General features: G+C 62.8%; 10 protein-coding genes. 7 read left to right on the forward strand and 3 right to left on the reverse strand.

Annotation, left to right across the window (positions count from 1 at the left end; all coding sequences use genetic code 11):
- Position 1: 1 nt before the first annotated feature.
- Both waaF and glnE read right to left on the reverse strand, forming a co-directional pair.
- Positions 2-1,036 (reverse strand): lipopolysaccharide heptosyltransferase II, encoded by a 1,035-nt coding sequence (waaF, locus tag AD664_RS18415; protein ID WP_042731221.1) that lies wholly within the window; start codon positions 1,034-1,036, stop codon positions 2-4.
- Positions 1,037-1,336: 300 nt separating this feature from the next.
- Positions 1,337-4,276 (reverse strand): bifunctional [glutamate--ammonia ligase]-adenylyl-L-tyrosine phosphorylase/[glutamate--ammonia-ligase] adenylyltransferase, encoded by a 2,940-nt coding sequence (glnE, locus tag AD664_RS18420; RefSeq protein ID WP_042731220.1) that lies wholly within the window; start codon positions 4,274-4,276, stop codon positions 1,337-1,339.
- 382 nt (positions 4,277-4,658) lie between these two features.
- On the opposite strand from glnE, the gene aceE reads away from it, so the two are divergent.
- The 7 genes from aceE (at position 4,659) to AD664_RS18455 (ending at position 15,511) form a co-directional block, all read left to right on the forward strand.
- Positions 4,659-7,304 (forward strand): pyruvate dehydrogenase (acetyl-transferring), homodimeric type, encoded by a 2,646-nt coding sequence (gene aceE / locus AD664_RS18425; RefSeq protein WP_047736087.1) that lies wholly within the window; start codon positions 4,659-4,661, stop codon positions 7,302-7,304.
- 11 nt (positions 7,305-7,315) lie between these two features.
- On the forward strand, positions 7,316-8,959 hold the full coding sequence (aceF, locus tag AD664_RS18430) for a dihydrolipoyllysine-residue acetyltransferase (protein WP_047736088.1): 1,644 nt from the start codon (positions 7,316-7,318) through the stop codon (positions 8,957-8,959).
- A 316-nt stretch (positions 8,960-9,275) separates the two neighbouring features.
- Positions 9,276-10,667, forward strand: coding sequence for an alkaline phosphatase D family protein (locus tag AD664_RS18435; RefSeq protein ID WP_047736089.1), 1,392 nt, complete (start codon positions 9,276-9,278; stop codon positions 10,665-10,667).
- A gap of 194 nt (positions 10,668-10,861) precedes the next feature.
- Entirely contained in the window at positions 10,862-13,555 is a 2,694-nt protein-coding gene (locus AD664_RS18440; protein ID WP_047736090.1) for a bifunctional diguanylate cyclase/phosphodiesterase, read from the forward strand.
- Positions 13,556-13,633: 78 nt separating this feature from the next.
- Positions 13,634-14,296, forward strand: coding sequence for a peptide-methionine (S)-S-oxide reductase MsrA (gene msrA / locus AD664_RS18445; RefSeq protein WP_042730827.1), 663 nt, complete (start codon positions 13,634-13,636; stop codon positions 14,294-14,296).
- Between the two features lie 124 nt (positions 14,297-14,420).
- Positions 14,421-14,825 (forward strand): antitoxin Xre-like helix-turn-helix domain-containing protein, encoded by a 405-nt coding sequence (locus AD664_RS18450; protein ID WP_047736091.1) that lies wholly within the window; start codon positions 14,421-14,423, stop codon positions 14,823-14,825.
- Positions 14,819-15,511 (forward strand): RES family NAD+ phosphorylase, encoded by a 693-nt coding sequence (locus tag AD664_RS18455; protein ID WP_047736092.1) that lies wholly within the window; start codon positions 14,819-14,821, stop codon positions 15,509-15,511. The genes AD664_RS18450 and AD664_RS18455 overlap by 7 nt, the downstream gene beginning before the upstream one ends.
- Positions 15,512-15,586: 75 nt before the next feature.
- Here AD664_RS18455 and AD664_RS18460 read toward each other — a convergent pair whose 3' ends face one another.
- Positions 15,587-16,426: a 23S rRNA (adenine(2030)-N(6))-methyltransferase RlmJ gene (locus tag AD664_RS18460; RefSeq protein ID WP_047736093.1), complete on the reverse strand. Its 840-nt coding sequence runs from the start codon at positions 16,424-16,426 to the stop codon at positions 15,587-15,589.
- Between the last annotated feature and the right edge of the window lie 8 nt (positions 16,427-16,434).

The following is a 16,434-nucleotide window of genomic DNA, read 5'->3' on the forward strand; positions in this document are numbered from 1 at the left end:
GTTACTCGACCTCCACGGGTGTGCCCTGCAAACGCTCCAGGGCCTCGTTCACCGACTGCGGCATGAGCTGGCGCAGGCAGTTGTAGTGCCCGAAGCGGCAGGTGCGGTCAAAGCATGGGCTGCATTCCAGGCCCAGGCGCACGATTTCGACCTGGTCGGCCAGCGGCGGGGTGAAGCCCGGCGAGGTGGAGCCGTAGACCGCCACCAACGGGCGATTCAAGGCCGCGGCCACGTGCATCAGGCCGGAGTCGTTGGAGACCACCGAATCGGCACAGGACAGCAGGTCGATGGCTTCGGCCAGGGACGTGTCGCCGCTGAGGTTCACCGACTCTTCGCGCAGCCCCGGGATCAGCCGCGAACGGATGTCCTCGCCCACCGGATGATCCTTTTTCGAGCCGAACAGCCAGACCTGCCAGCCTTCCCGAATCTTCGCCTCGGCGACCTGGGCGTAGTGCTCGGCCGGCCAGCGCTTGGACTCGCCGAATTCGGCGCCCGGACACAGGGCCAGCACCGGGCGGTCCAGGCTCAGGCCGAACTTGGCCAGGGCTTGCGCGCGACTCACCGGGTCAATGGCCAGGCTGGGGCGCGGATACGGCGTGGGCAACTCGGCCCCGCGCTCGTAGGCCAGGGCCATGAAGCGCTCGATCATCAGCGGATAACGCTCTTTGTCCAGCGTGCGCACGTCATTGAGCAAGCCGTAGCGGAACTCGCCGCGCCAGCCGGTGCGCTTGGGGATGCCGGCAAAGAATGGCACCAGCGCCGACTTCAACGAGTTGGGCAGCAGGATCGCCTGGTCGTACTGGCCGGCCAGGGACTTGCCGATGCGCCGCCGGGTCGCCAGCTCCAGCGCGCCGTGGCCGAGCGGGAAGCTCAAGGCCTTGCGTACCTGTGGCATGCGCTCCAGGATCGGCCGACTCCACTCGGGGGCCAGGACGTCGATTTCGCACTGCGGGTGGCGCTGCTTCAGGCACTGGAACAGTGTCTGCGCCATCACCATGTCACCGACCCAACTGGGCCCAACGATCAGAATATTCATGTGGTTTCCAAAAACGCTACGGGGAGGCCTACGCCTCCCCGCCTAAAGACACTGCAATCCACTGTGGGAGCGGGCTTGCTCGCGAAAGGGCCGGCACATCCAACATCTATTTTGCCTGACACTGCGCTTTCGCGAGCAAGCCCGCTCCCACAAGGGGTCTTCATTCGCCTCAAGTGCGGTGAAGCACCGCCAATCCAACTGTGGGAGCGGGCTTGCCCGCGAAGAGGCTGGCACATGCAGCCTCTACTTCGCCTGACACTCCGCCTTCGCGAGCAAGCCCGCTCCCACATCAATCAGTACTCAATTCAACCCCAACGTCCGCCAGATCCGCAGCACCTGCCGGCGTTCATCCACGAACTGGTCGCCTGCAATCACCCCGGCCTCTTTCTGCAGGGCCTGGCGGTGGGCGGCGGAGCGGTAGGCTTTGTAGGCCTCGCGCAACAAGGTGGCGTCTTCGGCCGGCATCAACCCGACCTCCTGCAACCCTTCCAGAATGCGGATGTTATCGGTGTAGCGCAGCAACGACGGGTGTTCCTCGGACCACGCCAGGGCCGCGTATTGCACCATAAATTCAATATCGACGATACCTCCGGCGTCCTGCTTGAGGTCGAACGGCGCCGTGGCCTCGAAGGCATTTGCCGCGGTTCCGGCAGCGGTGGCCTTGCTGCCGAGGTTATCGCGCATCTTGGCGCGCATCTCGCTGACCTCCTGGCGCAACATCGACAAGTCACGCTTGCGCCCCAGGACCTGGGCGCGGACATTTTCAAATGCCAGGCCCACGTCCTGGCTGCCCACCAGCACCCGGGCCCGCACCAGTGCCTGATGCTCCCACGTCCAGGCTTCATTTTCCTGATAACGGGCAAACGCCCCGAGGGAGCTGACCAGTAACCCCGACGCCCCGGACGGACGCAAGCGCATGTCCACTTCATAGAGCTGCCCGGAGTTGGTCTGGGCCGTCAGCAAGTGAATGATCCGCTGGCCAAGCCGGGTGAAGAACTGGGCGCCATCGATCGGCTTCGGCCCGTCGGTTTCGGCCTGCGGGTCGCCGTCGTGGATGAAGACCAGGTCCAGATCGGAACCATGCCCCAATTCAAGGCCGCCGACTTTCCCATAACCGACAATGATGAAGCCCGGATCGCACAAACTGCCGTCAGTGCGCAACGGCACGCCATGCTTGGCGGTCGTCTGGCGCCAGGCCAGGGCCAGCACTTGTTCGAGAATCGCCTCGGCCAGCCAGGTCAGGTAGTCGCTGACTTTCATCAGCGGCAGGCTGCCGGCGATTTCCGATGCAGCCACCCGCAGGCGGTGCGCCAGCTTAAAATGCCGCAGCGCCTCCATCTGCTGTTCAAGATCATCCTCGGGAATTCGTGTCAGGCGCTCGCGCAACTCGGCGGCCAGCTCCGGCGCCAGCGGCGGCTTGAACAAGCGCCCCTCGTTGAGCAGTTCATCGAGTAATAAAGGAAAACGCGTGATCTGCTCGGCGATCCACGGGCTCGCCGCGCACAAGGTCAGCAAGCGCCGCAGGGCGCCGGGGTTTTCCGTCAACAGCACCAGGTAAGCCGAGCGGCGCGCCACCGCTTCAACCAGCGGCAATACGCGCTCCAGCACCAGGTCCGGGTTGGCATGCTCCACCGCCTGGGCCAGCAAGCGCGGAATGAAGGCGTCCAGACGCTCGCGCCCCAGGCGTTGCATCGCTCGCAATTGCGGGCTGCCGCGCAAGACAGCCAGGGCCTTGAGGGCCTTGGCCGCATCGCTGAAACCGCCCGCCTCCAACTGGCGGCAGGCCGCCTCCTCATCCTGGCTGTCTTCCCACAACGGCAGCCATTCGCCGCCCACCACCACTTCGCTCTCACTGCCCTCGTCTTCGTCGGGGTCAGCAATGACCTGGCCGAAGTGCCAGGCCACCCGCTCGCGCCAATACATCAACCGCTCATGGAACGCCGGCCAGTGCGCAAACCCCAGCATGAAGGCAATCCGCGCCTGGTCCTGCGGGCTGTCCGGCAGCATCTGGGTCTGGCGATCGCCGATGGCCTGGATCGCGTGCTCGGTATAACGCAGGAATTCATAACCCTGGCGCAACTCGTCGACCACCTTGGTCGGCAGATACCCCTGGCCTTCGAGAGTGCCCAGCACTTTGAGCAGCGGGCGCTGCTGCAGGCTCAGGTCGCGACCGCCGTGGATCAGCTGGAACGCCTGGGCGATGAACTCCACCTCGCGAATCCCGCCCGACCCGAGCTTGATGTTGTCGGCCATGCCCTTGCGCCGCACTTCCTGCTGGATCAGCTGCTTCATGGTGCGCAGCGCTTCGATGGCGGAAAAGTCCAGGTAACGGCGATAAACGAACGGACGCAGCATGTCGAGCAACTGCGCACCGGCCACCTGGTCACCCGCGACCACGCGCGCCTTGATCATGGCGTAGCGTTCCCAGTCGCGCCCCTGGTCCTGGTAATACTGCTCCAGGGCATTGAAGCTCAGCACCAGTGCGCCGGCCGAACCATAAGGACGCAGGCGCATGTCCACGCGGAACACGAAACCGTCGACGGTGATCGGGTCCAGGGCCTTGATCAGGCGCTGGCCGACCCGGATGAAGAACTCCTGGTTATCCAGCGGCCGCTTGACGCCGACGGTTTCGCCCCCCTCCGGGTAGGCAAAGATAAGGTCGATGTCCGACGACAGGTTCAGCTCCACCGCCCCCAGCTTGCCCATGCCGAGAATGACCATCTGCTGCGGCTCGCCGCTGCGCCGCCCGGTGGGGGTGCCGAACTGCTGGGCGAGGCGCTGGTACAACCAATGGTAGGCCTCGTCGATGCAGGTATCGGCCATGTCGGAGAGATCGCGGCAGGTTTGCACCAGGTCGGCCTGGCGGGTCAGGTCGCGCCAGATGATCCGCACCTGCTGGCGCGTGCGCTGGCGACGCAGGACGCGGCCCAGTTCGTCTTCGGTCTCGGCAGCCTGGACCGCGGCACCAATCTGCGCACGCATCTCGCCGGGGGCGAAGCCGCGGTCCAGCTCGCCGCTGCGCACCAGCGCCAACAGCATCGCCGGGTCACGCACACTTTGCTCGATGACAAAGTCACTGGCGGCAGCGACGCGCCGGAATGCCTCCCAGTGCTGCGGCGTCCAGCTCGACAGGCCGTGGTCGTCGTCGAGCGAAGCGACCGCCGCACGGAACGACTCCTCGGCCCGACTGACCAATGACTGGAGAATGACCGGTACTTCGGCAAGCGAGGGCAGGCTCATGGTCTATCCTTGATCGGCGCGGGGAAGGCTGGATGTAGTGTTTTTTCAAAAACCACTACCTGATCGACTGTCGAACAAAGATGATAAATAGCTGAAAATCTGATTTTATTGGCAGCCGACATCAAGTTTTTACCTGTTCGAGTTGGGTAAAGACCAACAGTAACGATTATTCTCACAACGAAACGAGGGGCCATAAGCCGCTCTTGTGTAGTTTTACTACTCGTCTATACATTCGAAAAGCTGAAACGGCCAACGATTTGTAGTAAAACTACACGCCGTCGAATCTACCTTCGGCAATCCAAGAATTTATATCGTCTGCCCACAAGGCCAGTCGCAAACTCAGGCAACCGATTCTGGTAGCCTTTCCGCCCTGGAGCAAGCCATGCAAGACCTCGATCCCGTCGAAACCCAGGAATGGCTGGACGCCCTGGAATCGGTTCTCGACAAAGAAGGCGAAGACCGTGCTCATTATCTGATGACCCGTATGGGTGAACTCGCGACCCGCAGCGGCTCGCAACTGCCCTACGCCATCACCACGCCGTACCGCAACACGATCCCCGTGACCCACGAAGCACGCATGCCTGGCGACCTGTTCATGGAACGCCGCATTCGCTCGCTGGTACGTTGGAACGCGTTGGCCATGGTCATGCGCACCAACCTGAAAGATTCTGACCTGGGCGGTCACATCTCCAGCTTCGCTTCCAGCGCGACGCTGTATGACATCGGCTTCAACTATTTCTTCCAGGCCCCGACCGATGAACACGGCGGCGACCTGATCTACTTCCAGGGTCACGCATCGCCCGGCGTCTACGCCCGTGCGTTCATGGAAGGCCGTATCTCCGAAGACCAGATGAACAACTTCCGCCAGGAAGTGGACGGCAACGGCCTGTCCTCGTACCCGCACCCTTGGCTGATGCCTGACTTCTGGCAGTTCCCGACCGTTTCCATGGGCCTGGGCCCGATCCAGGCGATCTACCAGGCACGTTTCATGAAGTACCTGGAAGCCCGTGGCTTCATCGAGCCGGGCAAGCAGAAAGTCTGGTGCTTCATGGGCGACGGCGAGTGCGACGAGCCGGAATCCCTGGGCGCGATCTCCCTGGCCGGCCGCGAGAAGCTGGACAACCTGATCTTCGTCATCAACTGCAACCTGCAGCGCCTCGACGGCCCGGTTCGCGGCAACGGCAAGATCATCCAGGAACTCGAAGGCGTGTTCCGTGGTGCCCAGTGGAACGTCAACAAAGTCATCTGGGGCCGTTTCTGGGACCCACTGCTGGCCAAGGACGTCGACGGCATCCTGCAACGCCGCATGGACGAAGTCATCGACGGCGAGTACCAGAACTACAAGGCCAAGGACGGCGCGTTCGTCCGTGAGCACTTCTTCAACACGCCTGAACTCAAGGCGATGGTTGCCGATCTGTCCGACGACGAGATCTGGAAACTCAACCGTGGCGGCCACGACCCGTACAAGGTCTACGCGGCGTACCACGAAGCGGTCAACCACAAAGAGCAGCCGACCGTCATCCTGGCCAAGACCATCAAGGGTTATGGCACCGGCGCCGGCGAAGCGAAGAACACCGCGCACAACACCAAGAAGGTCGATGTCGATAGCCTGAAGCTGTTCCGCGACCGCTTCGACATCCCGGTCAAGGACAGCGAGCTGGAAAACCTGCCGTTCTTCAAACCTGAAGAAGGCAGCGCCGAAGCCCGTTACCTGGCCGAGCGCCGTGCCGCGCTGGGTGGTTTCGTGCCACAGCGTCGCGCCAAGAGCTTCAGCGTCCCGACCCCGCCACTGGACACCCTCAAGGCGATCCTGGACGGCTCGGGCGACCGTGAAATCTCCACCACCATGGCCTTCGTGCGGATCCTCGCGCAACTGGTCAAGGACAAGGAAATCGGCTCGCGCATCGTCCCGATCATCCCGGACGAAGCCCGTACCTTCGGTATGGAAGGCATGTTCCGCCAACTGGGCATCTACTCGTCCGTCGGCCAGCTCTACGAGCCAGTCGATAAAGACCAGGTGATGTTCTACCGCGAGGACAAGAAGGGCCAGATTCTCGAGGAAGGCATCAACGAAGCGGGCGCCATGAGCTCCTTCATTGCCGCCGGTACCTCGTACTCCAGCCACAACCAGCCGATGCTGCCGTTCTACATCTTCTATTCGATGTTCGGCTTCCAGCGGATCGGCGACCTGGCCTGGGCCGCTGGCGACAGCCGCACCCGTGGCTTCCTGATCGGCGGCACCGCCGGCCGTACCACCCTCAACGGTGAAGGCCTGCAGCACGAAGACGGTCACAGCCACATGCTGGCCGGCACCATCCCGAACTGCCGCACCTATGATCCAACCTACGGCTACGAGCTGGCGGTGATCATCCAGGACGGCATGAAGAAGATGACCGAAGAGCAACAGGACGTCTTCTACTACATCACCGTGATGAACGAGTCCTACCAGCAGCCAGCCATGCCGGCCGGCGTGGAGGAAGGCATCGTCAAGGGCATGTACCTGCTCGAGGAAGACACCCGCGAAGCCGCGCACCACGTCCAGCTGATGGGCTCCGGCACCATCCTGCGCGAAGTGCGTGAGGCGGCGAAGATCCTGCGCGAGGAATTCAACATCGGTGCCGATGTCTGGAGCGTCACCAGCTTCAACGAACTGCGTCGCGACGGCCTGGCCGTGGAGCGCAGCAATCGTCTGCACCCTGGCCAGAAGCCTAAGCTGAGCTATGTCGAAGAGTGCCTGAGCGGCCGTAAGGGTCCGGTCATTGCCTCTACCGACTACATGAAGCTGTTCGCCGAGCAGATCCGCCAGTGGGTTCCTTCCAAGGAGTTCAAAGTGCTGGGCACCGACGGTTTCGGCCGTAGCGACAGCCGCAAGAAGCTGCGTCACTTCTTCGAAGTCGACCGTAAGTTCGTTGTGTTGGCAGCCCTGGAAGCCCTGGCTGACCGCGGCGATATCGAACCGAAAGTGGTGGCCGAAGCCATCGCCAAGTTCGGCATCGATCCAGAAAAACGCAACCCACTGGACTGCTGAGGAGAATTTTCGTGAGCGAACTCATTCGCGTACCTGACATCGGCAGCGGTGAAGGTGAAGTAATCGAACTGTTTGTGAAGGTCGGCGACCGTATCGAAGCCGACCAGAGCATCCTGACGCTCGAGTCGGACAAGGCCAGCATGGAAGTGCCTGCGCCGAAGGCCGGCGTCATCAAGAGCCTGAAAGTGAAGCTGGGCGATCGCCTGAAAGAAGGCGACGAACTGCTGGAGCTGGAAGTCGAGGGCGCCGCCGCGGCGCCTGAAGCGGCCGCGCCGGCAGCGGCCCCGGCCGCCGCTGAAAAGCCTGCTGCCGCACCGGCTGCCGAAGCAGCCCCAGCACCGGCGGCCGCACCAGCCGAAGCGTCTGTCCAGGACATCCATGTCCCGGACATCGGTTCGTCGGGCAAGGCCAAGATCATCGAAGTCCTGGTCAAGGTCGGCGACACCGTCGAAGCCGACCAGTCGCTGATCACCCTGGAATCCGACAAAGCCAGCATGGAAATCCCATCGCCCGCCGCCGGTGTGGTGGAGAGCGTCGAGATCAAGCTGGAAGACGAAGTCGGAACCGGTGACCTGATCCTGAAGCTGAAAGTGGCCGGCGCTGCTGCTCCTGCCGCGCCAGCACCTGCTCAAGCCGCCGCGCCGGCTGCCAAGGCCGAAGCCGCTCCCGCTGCCGCCCCTGCCGCTAAGGCCGAGGCTGCGCCAGCACCGGCCCCTGCCGCGACCCCTGCGCCAAGCGGTGCCAAGGTTCACGCAGGCCCTGCAGTGCGACAACTGGCCCGTGAGTTCGGCGTCGAGCTGTCGGCTGTCAGCCCAAGCGGCCCACACGGCCGCGTGCTGAAAGAAGACGTGCAGGTGTACGTCAAGGCCATGATGCAGAAGGCCAAGAACGCACCGGCCGAAGGCGCCTCGGGTGGCGCGGGCATTCCGCCGATCCCGGCGGTGGATTTCAGCCGCTTCGGCGAAACCGAAGAAGTAGCCATGACCCGCCTGATGCAGATCGGCGCGTCGAGCCTGCACCGCAGCTGGCTGAACATTCCGCACGTGACCCAGTTCGACCAGGCCGACATCACCGAGCTGGAAGCTTTCCGCGTGGCGCAGAAAGCCGTGGCGGAAAAGGCCGGCGTGAAGCTGACCGTGCTGCCCCTGTTGCTCAAGGCTTGCGCGCACCTGCTCAAGGAACTGCCGGACTTCAACAGTTCGCTGGCTCCAAGCGGCAAGGCTGTGATCCGCAAGAAGTACGTGCACATCGGCTTCGCCGTCGACACCCCGGAAGGCCTGCTGGTACCGGTCATCCGCAACGTCGACCAGAAGAGCCTGCTGCAACTGGCTGGCGAAGCCGCTGCCCTGGCCGAAAAAGCCCGAAACAAGAAGCTCACCGCCGACGACATGCAGGGCGCCTGCTTCACGATCTCCAGCCTCGGCCATATTGGCGGCACCGGCTTCACGCCGATCGTCAACGCGCCGGAAGTGGCGATCCTGGGTGTTTCCAAGGCCACCATCCAGCCGGTCTGGGACGGCAAGGCCTTCCAGCCGAAGCTGATGCTGCCGCTGTCGCTGTCCTACGATCACCGCGTGATCAACGGTGCCGCTGCTGCACGCTTCACCAAGCGTCTGAGCGATCTGTTGGGCGACATTCGTACCATCCTGCTGTAACGCCGAGTGGCCCTTCCCCAGGGAAGGGCCACTCGCACCGCTGTTTTCCGAGCGCCACGCTCGTACCTCAACCCCGTCCATTTGACGGGGCTTTTTTTGCCTGGCCGTCAGGGCTGAAGCGCCACGCCGTACACCGGCAAACTTTCCTACCCTTCCCCGCCTGACTGACTACGCCCTCTGTTAGTCATTGCCCACATCCTGCGTCCCCTCGCCTGTCGATATTTGTCCCGCCTCGCGCCTTAGCATCGGCACAGCGCGACACCCTTGCGCTCGTACCCTCCTTAACTGAAACGCTGCATTTCGAATGGATTCGAATATGTTCATACCCACCGTCGGCCCGATCGTTGGCCACACCACGACGGATCACGCGCGGATATTCTTGCGCGGCGATCATGACAACAGCCTGGTATTCGCCGGTGTTCGCTACCGGCGCCTGGGCGACGCCCACTGGTCGAAGGGCCATTTCGTCCAGTTGAAGGCCTACCGCGACATGTCCGATGTCATCGTGCTCGATGGCCTTGAGCCCGGTACGGCCTATGAATACCAGGCAGGCTGGTTCAGCCCGCTAAGCCCGACCCACACCATAGGGACCGTTGAGGAACTGCCGCTGCAATGGCCCAGGAACACCTATCGCCTGCGCACGCCAACCAACGAGCCCGGCCTGCCGCGCGCCTATATCGTCGGCTCCTGCCGCTACCTGCGGATCACCGCCGGCGTGCCTTCGCGGCCCGCGCTCGGGGACCGCACCTTTGCCGGCATCAACCGCGTCGTGGCCCAGGCCGACCCGCCGATCAGCGCGGTCCTGATGACCGGGGACCAGGTCTACCTCGACGACCTGAACGTGGTGGCCCCTGACCGGACCTACAAGGACATTCTCTTCAAGTACCGCACGGCATTCTCCCAGCCGCACATCCGGCGACTGATGGCGCAGGTGCCCACCTACATGATCCTCGACGACCACGAAATCGAAGACAACTGGCCCGCCAACAGGTCCGGCAACGACGAGGTGCTCTATGCCAACGCCATGAGTGCGTACGCGCTTTACCAGGCCAGCCATGGCCCGGCCCATGAACGCTTGGCCAACGGCACGCTGGATAAGTCGCTCAAACGCTACTGGTACCGGTTTGCCCACGGCGACGTCGGATGGTTCGTCACCGACAGCCGTACCCAACGCAACCTGTCGGCAGATGACCGCCGCCTCCTGGATGAAGAGCAGGAGCAGGCCCTGCTCCAATGGCTCGTTGGCAGCCCCGCCCGGGTCAAGTTCGTGGTGACCAGCGTGCTGTTCTACCCCGACAGCAAGCGCAATGATGGAGATGCCTGGCAGGCCTTCCCGCAACAGCGCCTGCGGCTGCTGGAAACCCTGCGCAAGCATCGGGTCAGGAACGTGATCTTCATCTCGGGCGATGTCCATGGCGCCATGACCAGCCGCCTGCGACACAGCGAGGATCCTGATTTCGAAGTCAACACCCTGGTGGCCTCGCCGTTCTGCAACAGCAAGCTGCTGCCTTATGCCAAGGCCACGGATTTTATCTTCGACCAGCCCATGGCCCGCACGGGCGACGGAGAATATCGCTACGAACTGACCAGCAAAGTCCTCAGCCAGGATAACTTCGCACGCCTGAACATCACGGCCCAGAGCGTCCAGGCCACGTTCCACGACCGTGACGGCAACCCGGTGCAGACCGTCGATATTCCCTTGCGGTGACGGACGGCATCACCTGGCGTGCCCTCTGATCGGCTGGCGACTGGAGAAATCCCTTCGTCGGCCGATAAAAGGTTTATAGCACTTGGCCTTCATGTCTCTTGTCAGCCAGTGCCGCAATGATGCAACCTTGCGGCAGTCCGTAAGAACGAGGGCGTCAGCCCGGCGCGATCAGCATTTTCGAAGCGAGTTTCCCCATGAAAAGCCAACCCGATGCCGCCAGCCGTATGGCGGCCGAGGTAGTGACGCAGTTACCGGTGCCCTCGCGGCTCGGTATGCTGCGTTTCGAACGGCTGAATGAAGCGAGCTGGGCGCTGCTGTTCCTCGATCCCAATTGCGAGCGCTACTTCGGCCTGCCGGCGGTGGAGCTCTGTTCGCTGGTCAGCGCGCCCTACGCCAGCCTGATGGAACCCGAAGCGCGCTACCAGTTGCATGACACCATCCAGGAACAACTGGCTCAAGACTCGCATTACCAGATCCGCTATACGCTGCACACCGCCAAGGGCCCGATGAACCTGCTGGAAACGGGCGAAGCCTATAAGCAGCACAATCGTCAGTTGTTGCGCGGCTACCTGCTGGTGGTGGACAGCCTGCTGCAAGACGAGCCGTCCCTGCCGGCCGTCGACCTGGAAACCCAGAACTCGCGCCTGCAGATTGCCTTGGAGTTGAACCAGCGCGCCCAGCAGGAGCAACTCCAGCACCTGGACCGGGTACGCGCCCAGCAGGACCTGATCCTGCTGCTGACCCGACAACGCTACAGCGCTAACAACTCCCTGCTCGAAGCCGCCGAACTCATCACCCGCAGTGCCTGTGACATCTATCAGATCGACAGCGCCAGCCTCTGGAACCTTGAAGACGGCAAGCTGGTGCCGATCACCGCCTTCAACCGAGCCTCCCAAGCGCACTTCCTGCCAGCGGCCATCGACGCCAGCGACTACCCCAACTACATGGAAGCGCTGCAATCGTGTCGTGCCATCGATGCCCACAACGCCATGCGCGACCCGCGCACCCGGGAACTGGCGGAGAACCTGCGCGCCCGCGACGTCAACGCCATCCTCGACGCCAGCGTGCGCATCGACGGCCAGGTGGTGGGCGTGCTGTGCCTGGAACAGGTCGGCGTCACCCGCGCCTGGCAGTCCGACGAAATCGCCTTTGCCGGTGAGCTGGCGGACCAGTTCGCCCAGGTGATCAACAACCACAACCGACGCACCGCCACCAGCGCCCTGCACCTGTTCCAGCGCGCCGTGGAACAGAGCGCCAACGCCTTCCTGCTGGTCAATTGCGACGGCGTGGTGGAATACGTCAACCCGAGCTTCACGGCGATCACCCAGTACTCCACCGAGGAAGTCCACGGCCAGCGCCTGTCCGAGCTGCCGGCCCTGGAGAATCTCAGCGAGCTGCTGTTCGACGCACCGTCCGCCCTGGCCCAGAGCAACAGCTGGCAAGGCGAGTTCAAGAGCCGGCGCAAGAACCTGGAACCCTACTGGGGCCAGCTGTCGATTTCCAAGGTCTATGGCGACAATCGCGAACTGACCCATTACATCGGCATCTACGAAGACATTACCCAGACCAAGCTGGCCCAGCAGCGTATCGAGCGCCTGGCCTACACTGACAACCTGACCAACCTGGGCAACCGTCCGGCGTTCATCCGCAACCTCGATGAACGCTTCGCCCGGGACAGCGATTCGCCCATCAGCCTGCTGCTGGTGGACATCGACAACTTCAAGCGCATCAACGACAGCCTCGGCCACCAGACCGGCGACAAGCTGCTGATCAGCCTGGCCCGGCGCTTGCGCAACAGCCTGAGCCCCAGCGGCAGCCTGGCGCGGTTCGCCAGTAACGAGTTCGCCGTGCTGCTGGACGACACGGACCTGGAAGCCGGCCAGCAGGTCGCCAGCCAGTTGCTGATGACCCTCGACAAACCGATGTTCGTCGACAACCAGTTGATCAGCGTGACCGGCTCCGTGGGCCTGGCCTGCGCACCGTTGCACGGTCGCGATCCCCAGACCCTGATGCGCAACGCCGGGCTCGCCCTGCACAAGGCCAAGGCCAACGGCAAGCATCAGGTGCAGATCTTCACCGAGGCCTTGAACGCCGAGGCCAGCTACAAGCTGTTCGTGGAAAACAACCTGCGCCGGGCCCTGACCCAGAACGAACTGGACGTGTTCTACCAGCCCAAGCTATGCCTGCGCAGCGGTCGACTGCTGGGCATGGAAGCGCTGCTGCGTTGGAACCATCCCGAAAAGGGCATGATCCGTCCCGACCAGTTCATCAGCGTGGCCGAAGAAACCGGCCTGATCATCCCCATCGGCAAGTGGATCGCCCGCCAGGCCTGCCGCATGAGCAAGCAACTGACCGCCGCCGGCCTGGGCAACCTGCAAGTGGCGATCAACCTGTCGCCCAAGCAGTTCTCCGACCCGGACCTGGTCGCCTCCATCGCCAGCATCCTCAAGGAGGAGCAACTGCCCGCCCGGCTGCTGGAACTGGAGTTGACCGAGGGCCTGCTGCTGGAAGCCACCGAAGACACCCACCTGCAGCTCGACCAGCTCAAGCGCCTGGGCCTGACCCTGGCGATGGACGATTTCGGCACCGGTTATTCGTCCCTGAGTTACCTGAAGAAATTCCCGATCGACATCATCAAGATCGATCGCAGCTTCATCCATGAGATCCCGGACAACCAGGACGACATGGAAATCACCTCGGCGGTGATCGCCATGGCCCACAACCTCAAGCTCAAGGTCGTGGCCGAAGGCATCGAGACCGCCCAGCAACTGGCCTTCCTGCGGCGCCACCGATGCGACGTCGGCCAGGGCTACCTGTTCGACCGGCCGATCCCCGGCGCCGAGCTGATCGAGAAGCTCAAGCGCTACCCGCGCGGACCAATTGACTGACAGCGATGTAACACTCGGGCACACTGACAGTCTTATTGCGTGAACTCGCTCAACTCAATCTGACTGAGAGGACTGATGATGGTCTTGCGCTCGGAAATCCTGGTGAACAAAAACGTGCTCCCTACTCAAGAACAAGCCCTGCCCGGCCGCGAAACCCCGATCAAGGTGCCGGACGAGCACTTCGTCAACGGCAACCCGCTGCTCGGCCCATTCCCAGGCAACGTCGAATTCGCCATCTTCGGCCTGGGTTGCTTCTGGGGTGCGGAACGCCGCTTCTGGCAACGCGAAGGCGTCTACAGCACGTCGGTGGGCTACGCCGGCGGCTTTACCCCCAACCCGACTTACGAAGAAGTCTGCTCCGGCCTGACCGGCCACAGCGAAGTGGTGCTGGTGGTCTACGAGCCGGAGAAGGTCAGCTACGAAGCCCTGCTGGCGATGTTCTGGGAACTGCACAACCCGACCCAGGGCATGCGCCAGGGCAACGACATCGGCACCCAGTACCGCTCGGTGATCTACTGCACCACGCCCGAGCAACTGGAAGCCGCGAAGAAGAGCAAGCAAGTGTTCCAGGCAGAGCTGGCCAAGGCTGGCCTGGGGGACATCACCACCGAGATCGACGAGGCGCCGACGTTCTACTACGCCGAGGCGTATCACCAGCAATACCTGGCGAAGAACCCCGAGGGCTACTGCGGGATTGGCGGCACAGGCGTCTGCATGCCGCCGAGCCTCGCGGGTAACTGAGCCCCAGCCCGATGCAAGGGAAGAAGGTGTCCGGTCATCGCCCTTCCCTTGCACTTGACCGCAAACTTGATCTACAGACTGCATATTGCTACTTTTGGCTCTACAGACCAAAAAGGTAATCGTCATGACCCCTGCTCTTTCAGCCCAAGCCTTGACCAAGGACGAGTGCGTGACCGGTCTTCGGACGGTGCTGGGCATCCTGGAAAAATGGCAGGCAACCAGTGACCAGGCCTGTCGGATCCTGCGTATTTCCCGCAGCACCTATACACGCGCCAAGCAACGTGAAACCAACTGGTCCGTCAGCCTGGACTCCGACCAGTTGCAACGCATCAGCCTGGTGCTGAATATCCACGGCGCCTTGCGCCTCATTTTCGACAACCCCGAAAACGTCTATGGTTTTGCGGCGATGCCCAATGAGAACGAGTTTTTCAATGGGCACGCCCCGCTGGAGATCATGGCCCGGGGCGACATGATTTCCCTCTACGAGACGTTTCGCAGGATCGACGCGTTGCGAGGCGCGCAATGGTGAAGGCCGTCGATCTGCCCGAACGGCCCGGCGAGCCCCTGACGGCCCATAGGCTGGTGAACTCCAAATTCCCGCCCATCGCCCTGTTCGACGATGTGGCCGACGCTGATGAGTTCGAAGTCCTTTATCGGATCCAGGCCCTGACCAACCCCAGGTTGCAGAACGAAGTGGGACGCCTGGAACTGATCGCCCGCCAGGAAATCCCCTTCGGCATTCCGGGCTGCGCCTACGCGACGGCGCCGTTCACCCACGTCAATCCCGCCGGTTCGCGGTTCAGCGACGGCAGCTTCGGCGTGTTGTACCTGGCCGACACCGCCGAAACGGCGCTGGCCGAAGTGCAGTACCACCAGAACCACTACTGGTCGAAGGTGCAGGGCCTCAACTATGAACGCTTTGTCTTCCGCGAGCTTTCCTGCCACTTCACGGACGCAGCGATGAAAGATGCGCTGATCTTGCCCATGACAGACCCCATCTATGACCCGGATGACTACAGCACCGCCCATCTGCTGGGCAAGGCCGTCAAGCGCGAAGGTTGTCCGGGGCTGCGCTACCGATCGGTACGCAACCCGGGTAGCCATTGCTGGGCGCTGATGACCCCGCGCCCGGTGTCATCGATTCTTCAGGCCGCTCACTACGAGATGATCTGGAACGGCCGAATCACCAGCGTCAACCTGATCACCGGGGCTTGAGCCGGGCTTCAGGAGGGCTTTGTGGGAGCGAGATTGCTCGCGAAAGCGCCCGCCCTGGCGCCTCGTCAACACGAATCAATGCTCGGCGATCAACCAATCCATCTGCCAGCCACCCTGGGTCTGCCCGAGCTTTTTCGACAGCCACGGCAGCAGATCGCGCAACTCTTCCTCCAGTCCCCACGGCGGGTTGGCAATGGCCAGGCCGGAGCCGTTCAGGCTGTTGGGAGTGGCGAGCGGGTGGACCAACAGCTCCACGCGCAACAATTTCGGCGCGCCGGTGCCAGCCAGGTCCTGGTAGAAACGGCGCAACAGGCGCTGATCCTTCACCGGGTACCAGATCGCCGCCACCGTCTGGCGCATCCGGCCGATGGCTTCCTTGAGGGAGGCGGCGCAGCGCTGCATATCGTCAAGCTGTTCGAAAGGCGGGTCGATCAACATCAGGGCGCGCTTCTGCGGGACCGGTAGCAACGCCCGAGGCACATGCCAACCTTCACCCAAGTGCACCGCCACGCGACGGTCGCCCTTCATGTTGTCCTTGAGCAGTACGCCGTCTTCGGGGTGCTTCTCGTTGAGCAGCACGCGGTCCTGCGCACGGGTCAGGCGCCGCGCCAATTCCGGGGAACCGGGGTAGTAGCGCAACTGCCCGTCCGGGTTCATGTCGTGCAGGACTTTCATGTAATCGGCGGTCAGCGGCGGCAGGTCATCCTGGCCCCATAACCGCGCGATGCCTTCCAGGTATTCACCGGTACGATTGGCCTGGTCGCCCTGCAAGTCGTACAACCCGATGCCCGCGTGGCTGTCGAGGTAGGCGAAGGGCTGCTCCTTGCGCGACATCAGCGCGATGAGGCGGGTCAAGGTCAGGTGTTTGAACACGTCGGCGTGATTGCCGGCGTGGAAGGCATGGCGATAATTCATGGCGGCTC

Origin of the sequence: Pseudomonas sp. P97.38 (assembly GCF_001269745.1) — a bacterium.
Classification (GTDB): Bacteria; Pseudomonadota; Gammaproteobacteria; order Pseudomonadales; family Pseudomonadaceae; genus Aquipseudomonas; species Aquipseudomonas chlororaphis_E.